We start from the raw sequence: 19616 nt of genomic DNA, 5'->3' as shown, positions 1-19616 counted from the left end.
GGGCGCGGCTGCACTCAGCGGCGGTCCAAGTTCCTTAGCGCCAGGGCTATGTGACGGGACATCATGTCCAGGATCTGGGCCTCGGCCATGGAGAAGGCGAGTCTTGCGCCGCAGCGGAACAGGGTGAGGACGCCCTGTACGGTGCCGTTCACGGTCAGGGGGACGCACAGGAGCGATGTGACGTTCGCGCTGATCAGGACGGGGGCGCCCGAGGCGTCCTTTCCGAAGGCGTCGGGGTCCTCGGGGCGTACCTGAAGGGCCGTGGAACCGCCGCGTGCCGCCTCGACGACGAGCGGGCAGCCGGCGGGGTCCTGCGACTGAAGGTCCTCGACCTGCGTGCCGGGCCGGTCCGTGGGTCCGAGGACAGTCATACGGCACAGCCGCGCGGCCCCCTCGTCGGTGATCACCCAGTCCGCGAACCGTCCGTGCAGCACTCGGGCCGCCCGCTCAAGCACGGCGGCCCGGGTCGTCGCCGGCTCGGTCAGTAAGGCCGTGGACATGGCGTCCACCAGGTCCAGCTGCGACTGATGCCGGGTCGTCTCGGCGAGGTCCGGCAGCGGACCGGGGGAGCCCTCGGCCGACGGTATCCGTGCGTCCGCGGGCTGCAGCACCACGAGTACGGAAGTACGCGGCTCACCGCTCGTCCGCACCGCGGTGAGCGTCGCGCGCACGGAAACGGAGGGGCGTTGCTGAAGGTGAACGGTGAGACTGCGGTCGCCCTCGCCGCGGGCCACCGCCGCGACCTGGGAACGGAACGCGGCCCGGTCGGCGTGCGCGAGGAAACCGGTCAGCGCCCGGCCCGTCGCGTAGCCCGGCCGTATCCCGGTGAACTGGGCCGCCGCGTGGTTGAGTCTGCGGACCACCGTCTCGCGGTCCATGAGTGCGACGGGCAGGGGAAGGCGCTGGAAGATCGCCCGCAACAGCTGCTGCTCCTGACGGTCGGTGGAGGGTCCATTGGATGTGCCGCCCGAGGTCAGCCGCTCGTACCACGGCCACAACTGGTCGGCCACATGATCCAGTTCAAAGAGTGCCGCGTCGAGCACTGTCTGAAGGTCACCGCTCGGTACGGACCGCGCCGCCTTCAACTCCGCGACACGGCGCACAAAATCCTCGAGCTCTTCCCCGAATTGATCTGTCTGCGCCATGCCCCGAACCTAACCCGTCTCCGGCCGTTGCGGGGAGGCCGGAGTGGAACCGTTCATTTTCGTTTTCCCAGCGGGTGGGTGGGCAGGCGCAGAGTAAGGAGGTACACACATGCCGGACGCCGAGCACATCGGCCACCTGGGCACGGAGTCACCGGAGTCCGCGCTTCCCGCTCGTCGGCTGTCGGAACTCGCTGAGAAGTCCGCGCGCTGCACCACCGACTGCTGCGGTGCGAGCACCACGGTCTCCAACGGCGAGGCGGAGCGGCCGGCCGCCGTGACCCATCCCGATCTGGCGGGCCTCGTCTCGGTCCAGCTGCTCTCCGGCGAGGGGCCGATCCCTGTCGCCGTGGACGGCGGCGAAACCGTTGAGACGGGCGATCTGCTGCGCGTGGAGCGCTGGCCGCAGTACCGGGCCGTGGCGCTCGACGCGGGTGTACGGTCCTGCGTCACGATGCCGTTCCGGCGCCCCGGACTGACGGTGACGCTCAGCCTGTACAGCTTCCGCCCCGACGCCCTCGGGGACGCCTCGCACGGTCCCGCCCGTGACCTCGGCGACCTCGCCGCGAGCAGTCTCGTACGCGACCGCTCCTACCGCGCCGCGCTCACCGAACTCGACCAACTGGGCACCGCGTTGCGTACCCGGCCGGTCGTCGACCAGGCCTGCGGCATCATCATGCACGTCCTGGCCTGCGACGCGGACGCGGCCTTCGCGGTCCTACGCCGCGTCTCCCAGGGCACGAACCGCAAGCTGTCCGACGTTGCTTCGTCGATCGTGGAGACGCGGGGGCGGGGGTTGGAGCAGGAACTGGTTTCGCTGTCGTAGGCGGGTTGCCTCCGGCGGTTGGGCGGGTTGGGTTCGTTGTCGGCTGACGGTTCGTTGTGGCTGGTCGCGCCCACGCGGGGTGCCTCCGGCGGTTGGGCGGGTGCGGGTGCGTTGTGGTTGCTCGCGCAGTTCCCCGCGCCCCTGGGGTGGTTGGTGGGTGCGGGGCCGCGGTCCGGTGCGTCAGCCCGTCGCCAACAGGGCATACGACCCCGTGCTGACACAGGGCGCAGCTGTGCCCAGACCGAAGCTAAGCGACGGGCATAGGACGCACCGGCCCACGTCCCCTCCCGCCGGCGGGAGGGTGCCGGTTTCGTCGGGGTGCGGGCTTTTCGGCTCGCTTGCTCTTCGGGGGTGCGGCCAGTCGCAGGTTTTTAGGGGCGCGGGGAACTGCGCGACAAGCCACAACGAACCCGCAGCCGCGACACAACTGTCACCCACCACCCCGGTAGGCACCCCACCCACCCGCCGTAGGCGCCCGACCGGCCCGAGGCAGGGGGGCCTGGGGGCGCAGCCCCCAGTTTCGGGAAGGGGCGGGGCTGGGGAAAGGGAACCCCGCACTTGGCCACGGCCAGGAACCGTCACCCGCTCGGCCCCCAACGTGGCACGAATGGTGCCCGGCCGCGCGCGCCCCGGCGAGGGGCGGGCTCTGATGGGCTACGGGGCACGAAGGCTGTGCCCCTCCTCCGCGGCCCCCGGGGGCGCGGAAGGCCCCGCCTCAGGCCGAAGGAGCCCAGCCCATGCGCCGCACAGCCCGCGCCCTCTCCACCGCAGTCACCGCCACCGCAGTAGTCGCCGTAGCCCTGGGCACCGCCGCGTCGGCCGCAACTCCGGTCGAGGAACGGGCCAGGGTCCCGGCCCAGGAACGGGCCACAGTCCCGGCCGACGAGTCGGCAGACGTCCCCGCAGACGAGTCGGCCCCAGGCCCGGCCTGGGTCCCGGAAGAGGAGCCGACGGACGCCCCTCCGATCCCGGACGAAGAGCCGTCCGACCAGTTGGCGGAGAAGTCCCCCGACCTGTGGGCCGAGGAATCGGCCGGGACGTCGGCGGAGGACTCGGCCGGTGCGTCGCCCGGGACGCCGGCCGACGACTGGTCCGGGACGTCGCCCGGGACGAAAACCGACGACTGGTCCGGGACGTCCGCCGAGAAGTCGCCCGGCGCGTCACCGAACGCCTCGGCAACCGCCCCGGTCGCCGAGGTAACCCCCCGCACCGTAGCCCCCGGCGACACCGTCACCATCTCCGTCTCCTGCGGAGCACTCGGCGGACCCGCACCCAAGACCATCGACGCCCACTCGCAGGCCTTCGAGCACGGCACCACCAAGCTCCACCTGGTCGAGGGCAAGGACAAGGCGACAGGCCCCGCCTACACCGGCACCGCCCGTATCGCGCCCGCCGCGAACTTCGAAAAGGGCGGAGGCGGCAAAGAAGGCCGTACCGACGAGTGGAGCGTCGACGGTGCCTGCCCGGCACCCCCCGGCGGCAAGGAGGCCGAGTGGAGCGCGACGTTCACGGTGTCACGAGACGGCTCCCACCACCCGCACGGCGTCCGCGCGGGCAAGGGCGGCGCATTCACCGACTCCCCGGCCGCCCTCGCCGCCGGCGGCCTCCTCATCGCGGGCGCACTCGGCGCCGCCGTACACAGGCTGCTGCGCAGGGAGCCGTCCGCCAACCGCTGAGTTGACGACGCGTGACGGTGGGTACTCACAGCTCAGAGACACAACTGAGCACCGTAGGAACCACGAAACCCTGCGCGGAGGCGACCATGCGGCGGACGGATCCGGAAGGGCACGGCCCCGTCCGTTACGGCCCACCGCTACCCGGCCAGGGGCTGCCGGTCCCGCCCGGACTCGCCGCCGCCGCGGCCGGTGCGCACACCGAACCCACCGGCGGCGGCCCCCGGCTCCTGGACGCGGCCTGCGCGTACTGGGCCCGGCGCGGACTGCCCGCCGAGCGCCACCGGACGGCCGCGGCACCCGGCGCCCCGGCCCTGCTCCTCGCCCTGACCGCCGCACTCGGCGGCGATGTCCTGGTGCCGCGCCCCTGCGCCGCCTGGTGGCGGCCCACGGCCCGGCTGCTCGGCACCTCCGTGTTCCATGTGGCGACGTCCGCCGAATGCGGAGGCGTCCCCGACCCGTACGCTCTCCTGGAAACCGTCCGCCGGGTGCGCGCCGAGGGCGGCGACCCGCGGCTGCTGGTGCTCTCCGTCGCCGACGACCCCACCGCCACCGTCGCCCCGCCCGAAGTGGTTCACGAGACCATCGAGGCCGCCGCGGGCGAGGGACTGCACCTGATCAGCGACGAGACCTGGCGCGACACCCTGCACGAGCCGCACGACACGGTTCTGCTGAGTCCCGCCGAGATGCTTCCCGACCGGGTCACCGTGATGACCGATCTGGCGGGCCCGTTCCTGCCGCCGGGCTGGCCGGCCGCCCTGGCCCGTTTCCCCGACACCGACACCGGCACCCACCTGCGCGACCGCGTCCTCGACGTGCTGACCGCGCTCGGCGCTCGCCTGGCGACGCCGGTCGCCGAAGCAGCCACGTACGCGCTCCGCGAGCCCGAGGAGATCAGCCTGCGACTCACCGCGGCCGTACGACTGCACGCGCGCGTGGCCGCCGCCGCGCACCACGCCGTGGTGACGGGGGGTGCCCTCGCCCGGCCCCCGCAGGCAGGGCGCCATCTGTACGCGGATCTGGGCCCGCTGCGGCCCGCCCTCACCGAGTACGGCGTGGGAGACGCACAGGAACTGGAGGACTTCCTCACCGCCCGCCTCGGCATGCCCGCCCCCGGCGGCCACCGCTTCGGCGACGACCTTGGCGCCCTGCGCGTCCGCCTGGCCACCGGCCCGCTCCTCGGATCAACCGACGAGGAGCGCACGGCGTCTCTCATGGCACCGGAACCTCTGGAATTGCCGCATGTGGAAAGCGCGTTGACTCTGCTGGGATCGGTGTTCGACGATCTCCGCGACGACGCCCGGCGATGGGAGTCCCCTCGATGACGCAACAGTCCCAGACGCAGCAGTCCGAGACGCAGCAGTCCGAGACGCAGCAGTCCGAGACGCAGCAGTACGAGTCGACCTCGACGACCATCACGTCCGTATCCCTGTCATCCCCGTCATCACCGTCATCCCTGTCTACGGACGCCGATGAGCCGGTGTCCTCCTCCGTGCCCCTCGGCGGTACGGGAACACCGCTCGCCGCGCCCCGCCCTCTCGGCGAGCGGCGCGTCTGGCCGCGGTCCTTCCTCGACCGGCTGACCGACCCGCTGCCGGGCCTCAGGGGCTTCGCCCGTTTCGCCCGCGAGGGCGCGCTGCGGCCGGGACCCGAGGGTCTCGTCGACATACCCCGGCTGCCGTACGAGCCTGCCCCGCTGCCGCGCGTGGACGCGGACACCGTCGCCGTCTCCTGGGCCGGGCACGCGAGCTGGGTGGTCCAGATCGGCGGGCTCACCGTCCTGACCGACCCGGTCTGGTCGCGCAAGATCCTCGGAACTCCCGCCCGGGTCACGCCCGTTGGCGTGCCTTGGAGCGAACTGCCGCGTATCGACGCGGTGGTCATCAGCCACAACCACTACGACCACCTGGACGCCCCGACCCTGCGCAGGCTCCCGCGCGACACCCCCGTCTTCGTTCCCGCCGCGCTCGGTGGCTGGTTCCGGCGCCGCCGCTTCACCTGTGTCACCGAGCTTGACTGGTGGGAGGCGGCCGAACTGCGCGGAGTGCGCTTCGACTTCGTGCCCGCCCACCACTGGTCCAAGCGCAGCCTCCACGACACCTGCCGCAGCCTGTGGGGAGGCTGGATCCTCACCGCACCGGACAGTCGACGTGTCTACTTCGCGGGCGACACCGGCTACGGCCACTGGTTCGAGCGGATCGGCGACCGCTACCCCGGTATCGACCTGGCCCTCCTCCCGATCGGCGCGTACGAGCCCCGCTGGTGGCTCAGCGACGTCCACTGCGACCCGGAGGAGGCCGTCCGCGCGGCTCAGGACCTGGGGGCCAGGCGGATGGCACCCATGCACTGGGCCACGTTCGTACTGTCGGCGGAGCCGGTGCTCGAGCCGCTGACGCGGGTGCGGGCGGCTTGGGAACGGGCGGGTCTGGCGCGCGAGGACCTGTGGGATCTGCCGGTGGGGGGCTCCCGGATTCTGGCCTGAACGGAGGACCGTTCAGGCCACGGACTTACGCCGCGGACTTGCGCACCCTCCGCCACACGCTCGGCGCCCCACTGATCACCAGCGTGAGCACCACGGCGGCCACCACGCCCTCCCAGGGCTCCTTGAACAGTGAGCCCCCCAGGATGCCGATGAGTTGATACGTCACCGCCCATGCAAGGCAGGCCGGCACATCCCCCCGTATGAACTGCCGCATCGGCATCCGGGCCATCAGACACGCCAGCATCACCGGAATCCGCCCCGCCGGGACCAGCCGCGACACGATCAACACGGTCACGCCGTGTGTGTCGAGACGCTCCTGCGCCTGCTTGAGGCGGTCCTCCGGGGCGCGTTCACGCAGCGCCTGCAACCAGCGCGAGCCGTTCTTCGAGCCCATGCCGCGCTTGCCGAGCCAGTACAGCGCGATGTCACCGAGGAAGGCCGCGACCGACGCCACCACGAACACCAGCAGCAGCGAGAACGGTGCCGTCTGGTGGAAGGCCACCACCGCGGCCGAACTCACCAGAGCGCCCGTGGGCACCACCGGCACCAGCGCCCCGATCAGCACCAGCAGGAACAACGACGGGTAGCCGACCGCCTGTTGGGTCGCCTCCGGCGGCACCGTGGCCGCCGTGGACAGGATCACCGCGCGACCTCCGGCCGTACGCTCTCGCTGTGCCTCAGCAGATGCACCGCCACATCGGGCGCCCTCTCGCGCGCCAGGCGCATGAACTCCGGGCCCGGCGCATGGAATTCATGGGGGCGCACGGCGTCCATGCCGATCGGCCAGTACGTGCCGTAGTGCACCGGCACCGCGCTGCCCGGCAGCAGCCGGACCAGTGCCTCGGCGGCCCGTCCAGCGTCCAGATGGCCCTCGCCGAGATACGGCCCCCAGCCGCCGACCGGCAGCAGCGCCACATCGACGGGCCCGACCTCCTTCGCCATTGCCTCGAACAGGCCGGTGTCCCCGGCGAAGTACGTCCGCCCCTCGCCCTCGACGACATAGCCGAGGGCGGGCGCACGATGCGGCCCGAGTGGCAGCCGCCGTCCGTCGTGGCGTGCAGGGACGGCCCGTACGACCAGGTCACCGACCCGCGTCTCGTCACCCGGCGCGACCTCCGTGAGCCGTAGATGGCCGAGCCTGCGCAGCCCGGGCACCGCGCGTGTGGCGCCCCTCGGCAGCAGCACCCGGGTTCCCGCGGCGAGCCGCGCCAGCGAGGGAACGTGCAGGTGGTCGGCGTGCAGATGCGAGACCAGGGCCGCGTCCGCGAGCGCCGCCTCGGGCGGGGGCGTACCCCCACGGCGCCGGCGCAGATGAGCCAGCCGACGCGCGAACAACGGGTCGGTCAGCAGGCGTACGCCCGAGTCCTCGACCGTGCAGGTCGCGTGACCCCACCAGGTGATCTCCACCGGCACCCCCTTTGCTCCCTTCGCGCGACTCCCCAGAGCCTACGGGCAGAGGTAGGGTCAGCGGCGAAACCGGAGGTGAGGGGGACACCATGGGAGACACGCGCAGCGCCTCCGGCATGCTTCGCGTCACGGCCATCGCCAGCCTGACGCCGCTCGAGGAACTGGACGCGGACCCCTTCCTGGTGGACTCACGCAGCCAGCACGCCATGTGCGCGCGCTGGGCCGCCGAGCACGGGTACGTCATCGCCCGGGAACTCCTCGTACGCGGACTGCGCCCCGATCACTGCGCGCTCTGGGAGGACGTCGAGGCGGGACGCGTCGATCTGTTCGTCGCGCCCAGCCGCCGGGTGCTGGAGCGGGCGCTCGCCTCGGTCGACGAGTTCACCGCGGAGTGCGCCCGGAGAGGCGTACGCATCGAGACGGTCGGGCACGCGGAACCGGCGTACGACGCGCAGATGAAGGCGTCGGTCCATCGCCGGCTGTCGATGCCGACGGCGGGGTACGACGGGCGCTGATGCGCTGATCCGCAGGCGTTCACCCTCTGTCTGCGAACGTCCGTGTGCCCTCACCTGTTGTGACAATCTGGGGAGCGAACTTCGGCAAGGGGAGGTGGGCGTGGGCGACAGGCGATGGCGGCGGCTGGGCAGCGCCGTCCTGCGGAGTATCGCGGTGTGGGCGGTCTCCACCGTCACCATGCTGGTGCTCGCCGGGATCCTGCCGGACTTCCGGATCCAGTCGGCCGACGGAGAGAGCGCCACCCGTATCACCGTCGCCGCCGCGGTCGGCGCCGGAGGCTTCGGACTGCTCTCGGCCGTGGTGTGGCCCATCCTTGTCCGGGCTTTCCTCTTGGTCCCCGCCCTCGTCCTCGGACTGCTCGTCTTCTTCCTCAACGGTTCGCTGCTCCTCGTCGTCCTGCGCTTCAATCCGTCGGGACGGGGTGAGGTCGCCCCGGAGACCGCCGTCGTGGTCGCCGCGGTGATGTCCGCGGTCGCCTCCGCGACCGGCGCGGCTCTCGCGGTCCGGGACGACGACGCGTACCGGAGGAGGCTGTACCGCTTGGCGGACCGCCGTCGCACGGAGGAGTTGGGAGAGGGCGGGTCGTCGACTCCCGGCACTGTGTTTCTCCAGCTCGACGGCGTAGGGCATGACGTGTTGCTGGACGCGGTCGGGCGGGGTCTGATGCCCACGGTCGCCGCCTGGCTCGGCAGGAGCGAAGGCGAGAGCGAGGGAGAGAGCAAGGGCAGACGTGACGGCGGGCGCGAGGGCCAGCGTGGAGCCGGGCGCCCCACCCACCGCCTCACCCTCTGGCGCACCGACTGGTCCAGCCAGACCGGTGCCAGCCAGCTCGGCATCCTGCACGGCTCCAACCACGACATCCCCGCCTTCCGCTGGTACGAGAAGGAGACCCGGGAGGTGATGGTCTGCAACCGGCCCACCAGCGCCGCCGAACTCCAGCGCCGGGCCATCGAGCGCACCGGCGACGGCGGCCTCCTCACCCTGGACGGCGCCAGCCGCGGCAACCTCTTCAGCGGGGGCGCCGACCAGCTCGCCCTGGTGCTGTCCGTGGCGGCGCGGCGGGGCAAGGAGAACCGTTCGCGGGCGGGCTACTTCGCGTACTTCAGCGACCCCGCCAACGCGGTCCGTACGGCCATGTCGTTCGTCGCCGACGTCGGCCGCGAGATCGGCGAGTCCACGCGCGCCCGCCTCAAGAGACAGCGCCCCCGCGTCAAACGCGGCGGCCTGTACCCGTTCATCCGCGCCTTCGCGACCGTCGTCGAGCGGGACGTCGTCGTCGCCGCCATGATCGGCGACATGCTCGCCGGACGTGCCGCCGTCTACGCGGACCTGGTGGCGTACGACGAGGTGGCCCACCACTCGGGCCCGTACAGCCGCGACGCCGAAAAGGTACTGGCCCGCCTCGACCGCTCGCTGGCCCTGATCGCGAAGGTCGCCGAGCACGCCCCGCGCGCGTACCGCATCGTCGTCCTGTCCGACCACGGCCAGAGCCCCGGCGAGACCTTCCGTGCCCGCTACGGACTCGCCCTCGGCGAACTCGTCAGGGCCGGCTGCGGACTGCCCGTGCCCCGCAAGGCGCAGCGCACGCACAGCGGCGCCGAGGCCCGGGCCACCGTACGGGCCGCGCTGCACCGGCCCGTCGAGGAGGGCGGCGAACAGCACCGTCCGTCCCGCCGCCGCTCGGAGCCCATCGTGCTGGCGTCGGGCAACCTGGGCCTGGTGTCCTTCCCGGACGTACCGCACCGGATGAGCCGCGAGGAGATCGACGAGCGCCACCCGGCCCTGCTGTCCACGCTCGCCAACCACCCCGGCATCGGCTTCGTCCTGGTCAGGAGCGAGCGGCACGGCGGCCTCGTCCTCGGCGCGCACGGCGTGGAGATCCCCGTGGACCAACTGGCGGAGAACCCGGGCCCGCTCGCCGACTTCGGCCCCGCCGCGGCCGCCGCCGTACGCCGCACGCACTCCTTCCCGCACGCCGCCGACATCATGGTCAACTCCGCATACGAGCCCCAGGACGGCGAAGTCCTCGCCTTCGAGGAGCAGATCGGCTCCCATGGTGGACTCGGCGGCGCGCAGGGCGAGGCGTTCCTGCTGTCGCCCCTCGACCTCTCGCCGCCGTGCGCGGAGGGGGCGGAACTCATCGGCGCCGAGCAGGTGCACCGCGTCCTGCGGCGCTGGCTGCGGGAGGCCGCGGGGCCGCAGATCCCGCTGCCGGCCCGGCGCGATCAGCGGGCGGCCTGACGGGCGTTGGGGCAGATCCCGGTGGGTGATTACCTCCCGTTCAACCGCTCTTGACCCAACCCTCCGACTGCACCGAGCACGGATGTGATCGGATGGGGCGTACGGACCGATCCAGGGACCCATCGAAAGGACACATCGTGGCAACCACGCGTACCGCCCACACCGTCTGGGAGGGCGAACTGCTCAAGGGCAGCGGCACCGTCACCTTCGACTCCTCCGGCATCGGTTCGCAGCCGGTGTCGTGGCCGTCGCGGGCCGAGGCCGCGAACGGCAAGACCAGCCCGGAGGAGCTCATCGCCGCCGCCCACTCCAGCTGCTTCTCCATGGCCCTGTCGCACGGCCTGACCGGCGCCGGCACTCCGCCCACCCGCCTGGAGACGAGGGCCGACGTCACCTTCCAGCCCGGCGAGGGCATCACCGGCATCCACATCACCGTGCAGGGCGAGGTGCCGGGCCTGGACGCGGACGGCTTCGCCGCGGCGGCCGAGGACGCCAAGAAGAACTGCCCCGTGAGCCAGGCCCTCACCGGCACCACGATCACGCTGACGGCCGAGCTGGCCTGACGCTCGTAAGGACTCCTGACGGTCATAAGGACTACTGACGGTCGTAAGCACTCCTCGATGCCGCGCTCCTCCCATAGGGCGCGGCATCGTCGTTTTCCGGGTGCCGCTCCAGGTGCGGGGTAGGCGTCTACGGGGTACCTGGTGTTGACAAGAGCGCACTCAAGTTTTGTGATGGTGGGCGGGAAGCGCCCGGGTGGAAGGGGACGAAGATGGCACGAGCGGTTGGGATCGATCTCGGTACCACGAACTCCGTGGTGGCCGTCCTGGAGGGCGGTGAGCCCACGGTCGTCGCCAACGCCGAGGGTGCGCGGACGACGCCGTCCGTCGTGGCCTTCGCCAAGAACGGCGAGGTCCTCGTCGGCGAGGTCGCGAAGCGGCAGGCCGTGACGAACGTCGAGCGCACCGCGCGCTCCGTGAAGCGGCACATGGGCGACGGAAGCTGGCGCTTCCCGGAGAAGGGCGACATCGACGGGACCCGCTACCGCGCGCAGGAGCTGTCGGCCCGTGTGCTGCAGAAGCTGAAGCGGGACGCGGAGGCGTATCTCGGCGAGGACGTCACGGACGCCGTGATCACCGTGCCCGCCTACTTCGACGACGCGCAGCGCCAGGCCACCAAGGAGGCCGGCGAGATCGCGGGCCTGAAGGTGCTGCGGATCATCAACGAGCCGACGGCCGCGGCGCTCGCGTACGGGCTCGACCGCGGCGAGGAGCAGACCGTCCTGGTCTTCGACCTCGGCGGCGGCACCTTCGACGTCTCGCTCCTGGAGATCGGCGACGGCGTCATCGAGGTCAAGGCCACCAACGGCGACACCCACCTCGGCGGCGACGACTGGGACCAGCGGATCGTCGAGCACCTGGTCAAACGGTTCAAGGGCTCGTACGGCATCGACCTCGGCAACGACAAGATGGCGCTCCAGCGGCTGCGCGAAGGTGCGGAAAAAGCCAAGATCGAGCTGTCCTCCTCCACCGAGACAACTATCAACCTGCCCTACATCACCGCTTCCGCCGAAGGCCCGCTGCACCTCGACGAGAAGCTGACGCGCGCCCAGTTCCAGGAAATGACAAGTGATCTGCTCGACCGCTGCAAGACCCCCTTCGACCAGGCGGTCAAGGACGCGGGCATCAAGCTCTCGGCCGTCGACCACGTCATCCTCGTCGGCGGCTCCACCCGGATGCCCGCGGTCACCGAACTCGTCAAGGAACTCACCGGCAAGGACCCGCACAAGGGCGTCAACCCTGATGAGGTCGTGGCCCTCGGCGCCGCCCTTCAGGCGGGCGTCATCCGCGGCGACGTGAAGGACGTCCTGCTCCTCGATGTCACCCCGCTGTCCCTGGGCATCGAGACCAAGGGCGGCATCATGACGAAGCTCATCGAACGCAACACCACCATTCCCACCCGGCGTTCGGAGATCTTCACCACCGCTACGGACAACCAGCCCTCGGTCGGCATCCAGGTCTTCCAGGGCGAGCGCGAGATCGCCGCCTACAACAAGAAGCTCGGCGTCTTCGACCTCACGGGTCTGCCGCCCGCGCCGCGCGGGGTGCCGCAGATCGAGGTCGCCTTCGACATCGACGCCAACGGGATCATGCACGTCTCGGCGAAGGACCTCGCGACGGGCCGCGAGCAGAAGATGACGGTGACCGGCGGCTCGGCCCTCCCCAAGGACGACATCGACCGCATGATGCGCGAGGCGGAACAGTACGCCGACGAGGACCGCAGGCGCCGCGAGGCCGCCGAGACCCGCAACCAGGCCGAGCAACTCGTCTACCAGACCGAGCGATTCCTCCGCGACAACGAGGAACGGATCCCCGCCGACACCAAGTCGGAGGTCGAGTCCGCGATCACCGAACTCAAGACCCTCCTGGAAGACCGCGAGGGCGCCGACACCGCAGCCCTGCGCTCCGGCGTCGAGAAACTCGCCTCGGTCAGCCAGAAAATGGGCCAGGCCATGTACGCCCAGACTCAGCAGACTCCTCCGGAGGACGAGCACCCCGGCACCGAGCAGCCTACGTCGAGCCCCTCGGACGAGGAGGGCGTGGTCGACGCGGAGATCGTGGACGACGAGAGGGAGGGCGGGGACAAGAAGGGGGGCGCGGCGTAGGTCACCTGGGTCCGGCACCACTCAGCCCGTGGGGGGCCCGAGCAGTTCCTCGACGAAGCGGTTGTAGCGGGGCACTCCTTGAGATGACCATGGCGTGCCCCGACGCGGCGCTCCACTCCCCGGTCCCATCCGGGCGGCCGGACTCCACGCATCCAAGGGCGATGAGTTTCGCCATGGCCGTCGGTCTGTATCTCCGACATGCGATCAACCGCACTCGAGGAGAACACCATGACCGCCACCTACACCTTCGACGTCTTTGCCAGCCTCGACGGCTACGGCTCCGCCGGCGGCAACTGGACCGGCTACTGGGGCAAGCAAGGCCCCGAACTCCTCGACCACCGCCTCGCCCTGTACCGCGAGGAGCAGCGGATGGTCTTCGGAGCCAATACGTACCGGGCGTTCGCGGAGATGCTGGCCTCGAGCACCGAGGAGTCCGAGGTGCGTGACCCCTGGGTCACCCGGATGAGAAGCCTCCCGGCAACGGTGGTGTCGTCCACACTGAAAGAACCCCTCGACTGGCCGGATGCGAACGTCGTGAGCGGCGACGCCGTCGACGTCGTCGCCCGGCTCAAGGAGGAGTCGGAGGTGCCGTTGCGCTCACACGGCAGCCTGGCGATGAACCGGGCGCTGATGGCCGCCGGTCTCGTCGACCGCGTCCAGGTGACACTCTTCCCCGTGATCACCGGCCAGACCGGGGCGGCCCCGATCTTCCAGGACGCGGCCGACTTCGACCTCGAACTGCTCGAGCACCGAACACTCGACGGCCACATCCAGGAGCTCATCTACCGGCCCACCCTGCATGTCTGATCGTTCGCGCATGGCGGGGTCGGGGGCGGGAAACCCCGCCACCTCAGAAGTCGTCCCGCCGCTTCTCGATCAGCTGTCGCGTCCGCTGGGCCGTGGCCGCGCGTGTCGTCATGTGGTCGAGCACCTCGAGGTGTGCGGCGACCTCCCGGCGCGAGTCGAGGTAGAGCGCGCCGGTCAGGTACTCGCTGTAGACCATGTCGGGCAGCTCCGGCTCCGCGAAGCGGAACAATGTGAAGGGCGCGTACGTCCCTGGATGCGGCCCGCGTGCGAACTCGGCGATCTGCAAGGTGATGTGGTCGTTCTCGGAGAGGGCCAGAAGCCGCTCCAGTTGCTCGCGCATCACCTCGCCCCGCATGCACACCGGCCGCAGCAGGACCGTCTCGTCCATGATCACCCACAGCCGGGGCGGATGCTCGCGGGTCAGCAGCTTCTGCCGCTCCAGCCGCAACGACACATGACGTTCGACATCACTGGGCCGGGTCTGCCCGACGGTACCCGCCTCCAGGACGGCACGCGCGTACTCCTCGGTCTGCAGGAGTCCGGGCACGAAGTGCGGCTCGTACGACCGGATCAGTGAGGCCGCGCCCTCCAGGCTCACATGCAGGCTGAACCAGTCCGGCAGCACGTCGTGGAAGCGCTGCCACCAGCCGGGCTGGTTCGCCTCCTCGGCCAGCGCGACGAACGCCGCGATCTCGTCGTCGGGCACGCCGTACGTCGACAACAGCACCTGTGCGTACGGGATCTTCAGCGCGACCTCGGCCATCTCCATCCGCCGGATGGTCGCGGCTGTGACCCGGAGAATCTGGGCCGCTTCGTCCCGCCGCAGCCCGCACGACTCGCGCAGTTCCTGAAGTCTTCTTCCCAGCACCACCTGACCGACGGTCGGCGCCGGACGCCGTTCACTCACGCCACGCCTCCCCACGCGCCGAGCAACGCAAGAAGTCTGCCACGTCGGCGGGAAACCAACACGGGATCGGGGGCACCTGATTACCGCGCGCATTACCTCGCACGTAATGGACCACGGCCCACACGGCCCGGCATGGTGGGCGTACTGGTTCCCGGGCCGGCGCACTCCGGCCCGGGAGCCGGGTCCCACCACCCCTTCCCGACCTCGACGGAGGCTGATCCGCCATGTCCGCAACCCAGCTCGCCGCCCTGGCCCGCACCCCCGAACCGCACACCATGCTGCGCCGCTTCCTGGCCTTCGACGCGGCGGGAACCGGCGCGAACGGCATCGCCTACGTCGTAGCGTCCGGCCCCATGGGCCGACTGCTCGGCATCGACTCCGGCCTGCTGCTCACCCTCGGCCTCTTCCTCACGGCGTACGCGGCGGGCGTCGGCCTCCTGGCCTCGCGCCCGCAGCCCCCGGCCCTCCCGGTCCGGGCGGTGATCGAACTCAACCTCGCCTGGACGGCCCTGAGTTTCCTCGCACTCGCCGTGTGGCTGTCGCCGACCACCACGGGGGCGGTGTACATCCCGGTGCAGGCGCTGGTCGTGGCGGGGTTCGCGGGCTTGCAGTACGCGGCACTGCGAGCCGTGCAGAGGCGCTGACTGGGGATGACTGGGCGTCAGGACATCAGCGATTGAAGGTACTTGCCCGTCGCCGGGTCGGCTGGGAGCAGGGTCTCTATGGCCAACTCGGCGACCGTCACGTCCATGGGGGTGTTGAAGGTTGAGATGGACGAGATGAAGGACAGTACGCGGCCGTCGTGTTCGATCTGCATCGGCAGGGCGAAGGCGAACGGTTCCTCGGGTCCCTCGCCGTTCTCCGCGGAGGGGTCTTCCTCCGGGGCGGGGTGTGGATACGCCGCCACCTCCTCGTACAGCGTGCGTAGTGCGTCCGAGCGGCGTAGGGCGATGTCCCGTTCCATCTGGGCCAGGAGGTGGCCGCGCCATGCGCGCAGGTTGCGGATTCTCGGTGCCAGGCCCTCTGGGTGCAGGGTCAGCCGTAGGGCGTTCAGTGGAGGGGTGAGCAGGTGCTCGGGGAGGTCGTTGAAGAGCAGCGCGATGCCCTGGTTGGCGGCGACCACGTTGTATGTGGCGTCCACGACGAAGGCCGGGTAGGGCTCGTAGCCCTGGATCAGCCGTTCCAGGCCCTCTCGCAGCGCGTCCATGGCCGGGTCGTCGAGCGGGGTCTCCGGGTAGTGGGGGGCGTAACCGGCCGCCAGGAGAAGGGAGTTGCGCTCTCGTACGGGGATGTCCAGGTGCTCGGCCAGGCGCAGCACCATCTCCTCGCTCGGGCGGGAGCGGCCCGTCTCGATGAAGCTGATGTGCCGTGCTGAGGAACCGGCACGCAGGGCCAGCTCCAGCTGGCTCAACCGGCGCTGTTCACGCCAGCCGCGCAACAGTGGCCCGATTCCACGGTCGGCCGGAGCGGATGCGGATGCCGAGGCAGTGGTCGGGGCAGTGGCCATGCCACGACCGTAGCCGAGGGCCGGTCCCGGGCGGCCACCGGAGTGACGTGAGAGGAGGGGGAGGTGAGTCGGGCGGAGCGCCGCCCGTACTGCTCCCGCGGCCGAATTCACCCGCCGACCGCCCCCGCGGCACCCCCTGACCAGGCCCGGAACAGCTCGCCTGTGGCACGCTGAGAGAACCGGACGTTACGGGACGACGGAAACGGAGCAACAGCCATGCCCCTCGAACCGCTCTCGCAGAAGGACATCGAGGAACGGCTCGCCGAGCTACCGGGCTGGTCGCTCGACGGGGACCGGATCGCCCGCTCCTACCGGCTCGGCTCGCACTTCGCGGCGGCCGCGCTGGTGGTGCACATCGCGCAGGTGCAGGACGAGCTAGACCACCACTCCGACCTGACCCTCGGCTACCACTCCGTCTCGCTCACCGTGAACACGCACAGCGTGGGCGGCGCGGTCACCGAGAAGGACATCGAGCTGGCCCGCCGGGTCGAGGAGCTCGCCTCCGGGCACGGTGCCAGTTGAGCACGCTGGTATTCGACTACAACGAGGAGGCGGAGCGGTACGACGCCCTCCGTGGCGGCGAGCCCCGTGCCGCCGAGGCCGCGAGCGCCGTACTCAGCTTGCTCCCCGAGGGCACCCGCAGTCTCCTCGACCTCGCCTGCGGCACCGGCACGGTGACCCGGCGTCTGGCGGAGGCCGGCCTCGACGTGACGGGAGTCGACGCCGCGTACGGAATGCTGAGCCGAGCCGCCGCACAGGTACCCGGCCGCCTGGTACGCGCCGACTGCCGCCAACTCCCTTTCCCCGACGCATCGTTCGACGCCGTCTCGGCGATCTGGCTGCTGCATCTGCTGGACGACGCGGCCCTCGTCGTAGCCGAGGCGGCCCGGGTGCTGCGGCCGGGCGGCGTCTTCGTCACTACCGTCGACAAGGCCGCCGCCCACGACGTGCGCAGCGACATCGACGCCGTCATGGCCCCCCGCCCCCGCCGCGCCGCCCGAGACGAGGCCAGTCTGGTGGCGCGCTTCGCCACCGACAGCGGCCTGATCCCGGCGGCCCGCTCGACCTTCCGCGGCCGCGGCCAGGGCCGTACCCCGGCCCAGGCAGCCGCCGACGTACGCCGCGGCTGGTACACCCTCCTCCGCCCCGGCGCCCCGCTCACCGAACAACTCGCCTCCCGTCTGGAGGAACTGCCGGACCAGCATGTCCCGCGCCCGGAACCGGAGTTCAAGCTCCGCTCATTCCGGAAGCCGAAGCCGGAACCGCGCAAGGCCTGAAGCACCGGCTGCCGTACCCGGCCGACGTAGGCGGCAACTCCCGTACCCCTGGCGGCGACTGAGGAGTGGAACCCCTCTGCCCCCACCCAGGAGGTACGTCACCGTGCGGCACCCGCATCGCAGACGCAAGAAGCTCCGCTTGCTGCTCGCCACCGTCGTCACCGGGGCCCTGGCCGCCGCCGGGATCACCGCGTTCAGCGTGACGTCGGCCGAGGCCGCGGTCGCCCGGCAGGTCGAAGGACTCGACCGGGGCGTCGTCAGCGTCCACACCGGCAGCGGCAACCTGGTCAGCTGGCGCTGGCTGGGCACCGACCCGGGCAACGTGTCGTTCAACGTCTACCGGGGTGACACGAAGGTCAACTCGTCCCCGATCACCGGCTCCACGAACTATTTCCACTCCGGCGCGCCCAACTCCGCCGACTACCGGGTCCGCGCAATCGTGGACGGTGCCGAGCAGGGCTTCTCGGAGCACGCCATCCAGTTCCGCAGCGGATACAAGGACGTGCCGATCACGCCCCCGGCAGGAGGCTCCGGCTACACCTACGAGGCCAACGACGCCTCCGTCGGCGACCTGGACGGAGACGGCGCCCTCGACTTCGTACTGAAGTGGCAGCCGACCAACGCCAAGGACAACTCGCAGTCCGGCGTCACCGGCAACACCATCGTCGACGGCATCAAGATGGACGGCACCCGCCTGTGGCGCATCGACCTGGGCCGCAACATCCGCTCGGGCGCGCACTACACGCAGTTCCAGGTGTACGACTACGACGGCGACGGCAAGGCCGAGGTCGCCATGAAGACCGCGGACGGCACACGGGACGGCACCGGCGCGGTGATCGGCAGCGCGTCCGCCGACCACCGCAACTCCGGCGGGTACGTGCTGTCCGCGCCCGAGTTCCTGACCATGTTCAACGGGCAGACCGGCAAGGCGATGCAGACGGTCGACTACGTTCCGGCGCGCGGCAACGTCGCCTCGTGGGGCGACTCGTACGGCAATCGCGTCGACCGTTTCCTCGCCGGTACGGCCTATCTGGACGGCGAGCGGCCCTCGCTGATCATGGCGCGCGGCTACTACACACGGAGTGTGATCGCGGCCTGGGACTGGCGGGACGGCAAGTTCACGCGCCGCTGGACCTTCGACACCAACTCCTCGACCAACACCGGCAAGGGCTACGACGGCCAGGGCAACCACAGCCTGTCCATCGCGGACGTGGACGCCGACGGCAAGGACGAGATCGTGTACGGCGCGATGACCGTGGACGACAACGGGCACGGCCTGTGGACGACCAAGCTCGGCCACGGGGACGCCGGTCATGTCGGCGACCTCAACCCGTCCCGCTCGGGACTCGAGTACTTCAAGGTGTCCGAGGACAGCTCCAAGCCCGGTTCCTGGATGGCGGACGCGCGCACCGGACAGATCCTGTGGCAGACCGCCTCCGGCTCCGACAACGGCCGCGGCGTCTCCGCCGACATCCACGCCGGTTCGGCAGGCGCCGAATCCTGGTCCGCCGCCGACACCACGCTCCGCTCGGCCGGCGGAGCCTCGCTCGGCCGTGAGCCGTCCAGCATCAACTTCGTGAACTGGTGGGACGGCGACACCACCCGCGAACTCCTCGACGGCACCCGTATCGACAAGTACGGCACGAGCGGTGACACCCGGCTGCTGACCGGCGCCTCCGTCGCCTCCAACAACGGCACCAAGGCGACCCCGGCGCTCTCCGGCGACATCCTCGGCGACTGGCGCGAGGAGGTCGTCTGGCGCACCGCGGACAGCCGGGCGTTGCGTATCTACTCGACCCCGCACCAGACCAGCACGAAGATCACCACCTTGCTGCACGACCCGATGTACCGCGTCGCGCTCGCATGGCAGAACACGGCCTACAATCAGCCGCCGCACCCGAGCTTCCACATCGGCAGCGGCATGGCGACGGCTCCCCGGCCGACCGTCTACACGCCCTGACCTGGTAGAACAGCTCGCTTCCGGAGCGGCCGACCGCACCGCGCGGTCGGCCGCTCTCGCCTGATTAAGGAAGCGATTAAGAAAGCACAGAGTGAGCGGTTGGACACCCTGGGCGAGTTGCAAGAGCCCTAACCCTTCGTTGTGTCTGCGCTGTGCGTGCGCTGTACGTGGCTTCGAGAGGTTGGGCGCGTCGAAATCGACGGGCA

Annotated in this window: 18 protein-coding genes; 13 read left to right on the top strand and 5 right to left on the bottom strand. The window is 70.8% G+C overall.

Annotated features, from left to right (window positions below):
* Window positions 1–14 precede the first annotated feature (14 nt).
* Window positions 15–1145 carry a GAF domain-containing protein gene (locus ACQEVY_RS08445; RefSeq protein WP_432946423.1) on the bottom strand — a complete coding sequence of 377 codons (1131 nt, stop codon included), beginning with the start codon at window positions 1143–1145 and terminating at the stop codon, window positions 15–17.
* 109 nt (window positions 1146–1254) lie between these two features.
* Between ACQEVY_RS08445 and ACQEVY_RS08440 the strand changes: the two genes are divergently transcribed.
* The 4 genes from ACQEVY_RS08440 to ACQEVY_RS08425 all read left to right on the top strand — a co-directional run bounded on the left by ACQEVY_RS08440 (window position 1255) and on the right by ACQEVY_RS08425 (window position 6123).
* Window positions 1255–1968: an ANTAR domain-containing response regulator gene (locus tag ACQEVY_RS08440; protein WP_432946421.1), complete on the top strand. Its 714-nt coding sequence runs from the start codon at window positions 1255–1257 to the stop codon at window positions 1966–1968.
* A 737-nt stretch (window positions 1969–2705) separates the two neighbouring features.
* Entirely contained in the window at window positions 2706–3644 is a 939-nt protein-coding gene (locus tag ACQEVY_RS08435; RefSeq protein ID WP_432946419.1) for a hypothetical protein, read from the top strand.
* An 86-nt stretch (window positions 3645–3730) separates the two neighbouring features.
* Window positions 3731–4966, top strand: a complete 1236-nt coding sequence (locus tag ACQEVY_RS08430) for an aminotransferase class I/II-fold pyridoxal phosphate-dependent enzyme (RefSeq protein WP_432946417.1) — start codon at window positions 3731–3733, stop codon at window positions 4964–4966.
* Window positions 4963–6123: an MBL fold metallo-hydrolase gene (locus tag ACQEVY_RS08425; protein WP_432946415.1), complete on the top strand. Its 1161-nt coding sequence runs from the start codon at window positions 4963–4965 to the stop codon at window positions 6121–6123. The genes ACQEVY_RS08430 and ACQEVY_RS08425 overlap by 4 nt, the downstream gene beginning before the upstream one ends.
* A gap of 25 nt (window positions 6124–6148) precedes the next feature.
* On the opposite strand, the gene ACQEVY_RS08420 is transcribed toward ACQEVY_RS08425, so the two are convergent.
* Both ACQEVY_RS08420 and ACQEVY_RS08415 read right to left on the bottom strand, forming a co-directional pair.
* Entirely contained in the window at window positions 6149–6766 is a 618-nt protein-coding gene (locus ACQEVY_RS08420; protein WP_432946413.1) for a DedA family protein, read from the bottom strand.
* Complete coding sequence (locus ACQEVY_RS08415) at window positions 6763–7536, bottom strand: MBL fold metallo-hydrolase (RefSeq protein ID WP_432946411.1); 774 nt, start codon at window positions 7534–7536, stop codon at window positions 6763–6765. Before ACQEVY_RS08415 ends, ACQEVY_RS08420 begins: the two co-directional genes overlap by 4 nt.
* Before the next feature lie 83 nt (window positions 7537–7619).
* Between ACQEVY_RS08415 and ACQEVY_RS08410 the strand changes: the two genes are divergently transcribed.
* From ACQEVY_RS08410 to ACQEVY_RS08390, 5 genes are all read left to right on the top strand, one after another.
* Window positions 7620–8045 (top strand): hypothetical protein, encoded by a 426-nt coding sequence (locus ACQEVY_RS08410; protein WP_432946409.1) that lies wholly within the window; start codon window positions 7620–7622, stop codon window positions 8043–8045.
* Window positions 8046–8145: 100 nt separating this feature from the next.
* Window positions 8146–10287, top strand: coding sequence for a phage holin family protein (locus ACQEVY_RS08405; RefSeq protein ID WP_432946407.1), 2142 nt, complete (start codon window positions 8146–8148; stop codon window positions 10285–10287).
* Between the two features lie 137 nt (window positions 10288–10424).
* Window positions 10425–10850, top strand: a complete 426-nt coding sequence (locus tag ACQEVY_RS08400) for an OsmC family protein (RefSeq protein ID WP_432946405.1) — start codon at window positions 10425–10427, stop codon at window positions 10848–10850.
* 209 nt (window positions 10851–11059) lie between these two features.
* Window positions 11060–12952: a molecular chaperone DnaK gene (gene dnaK, locus ACQEVY_RS08395; RefSeq protein WP_432946403.1), complete on the top strand. Its 1893-nt coding sequence runs from the start codon at window positions 11060–11062 to the stop codon at window positions 12950–12952.
* Window positions 12953–13180: 228 nt separating this feature from the next.
* Window positions 13181–13759: a dihydrofolate reductase family protein gene (locus ACQEVY_RS08390; RefSeq protein WP_432946401.1), complete on the top strand. Its 579-nt coding sequence runs from the start codon at window positions 13181–13183 to the stop codon at window positions 13757–13759.
* Window positions 13760–13802: 43 nt separating this feature from the next.
* Here ACQEVY_RS08390 and ACQEVY_RS08385 read toward each other — a convergent pair whose 3' ends face one another.
* A complete protein-coding gene (locus ACQEVY_RS08385; protein ID WP_432946400.1) occupies window positions 13803–14666 on the bottom strand; it encodes a helix-turn-helix domain-containing protein in 864 nt (287 codons plus the stop codon).
* Between the two features lie 224 nt (window positions 14667–14890).
* Here ACQEVY_RS08385 and ACQEVY_RS08380 point away from each other — a divergent pair, with 224 nt between their 5' ends.
* A complete protein-coding gene (locus ACQEVY_RS08380; protein WP_432946398.1) occupies window positions 14891–15310 on the top strand; it encodes a hypothetical protein in 420 nt (139 codons plus the stop codon).
* Between the two features lie 17 nt (window positions 15311–15327).
* Here ACQEVY_RS08380 and ACQEVY_RS08375 read toward each other — a convergent pair whose 3' ends face one another.
* A complete protein-coding gene (locus tag ACQEVY_RS08375) occupies window positions 15328–16173 on the bottom strand; it encodes a helix-turn-helix domain-containing protein (protein ID WP_432946396.1) in 846 nt (281 codons plus the stop codon).
* 216 nt (window positions 16174–16389) lie between these two features.
* On the opposite strand from ACQEVY_RS08375, the gene ACQEVY_RS08370 reads away from it, so the two are divergent.
* From ACQEVY_RS08370 to ACQEVY_RS08360, 3 genes are all read left to right on the top strand, one after another.
* The gene (locus ACQEVY_RS08370; protein ID WP_432946394.1) at window positions 16390–16695 is read left to right on the top strand and encodes a 4a-hydroxytetrahydrobiopterin dehydratase; all 306 of its coding nucleotides are present in this window, start codon (window positions 16390–16392) and stop codon (window positions 16693–16695) included.
* Window positions 16692–17450 carry a class I SAM-dependent methyltransferase gene (locus tag ACQEVY_RS08365; protein WP_432946392.1) on the top strand — a complete coding sequence of 253 codons (759 nt, stop codon included), beginning with the start codon at window positions 16692–16694 and terminating at the stop codon, window positions 17448–17450. Before ACQEVY_RS08370 ends, ACQEVY_RS08365 begins: the two co-directional genes overlap by 4 nt.
* A gap of 103 nt (window positions 17451–17553) precedes the next feature.
* Window positions 17554–19410 carry a rhamnogalacturonan lyase gene (locus ACQEVY_RS08360; protein WP_432946390.1) on the top strand — a complete coding sequence of 619 codons (1857 nt, stop codon included), beginning with the start codon at window positions 17554–17556 and terminating at the stop codon, window positions 19408–19410.
* The last annotated feature ends 206 nt before the right edge of the window (window positions 19411–19616 follow it).

Source organism: Streptomyces sp. CA-288835 (assembly GCF_050936385.1).
Taxonomy (GTDB): Bacteria; Actinomycetota; Actinomycetes; order Streptomycetales; family Streptomycetaceae; genus Streptomyces.
Note: the sequence above shows the minus strand (reverse complement) of the source record. Positions and strands in the feature narration are given on the sequence as shown.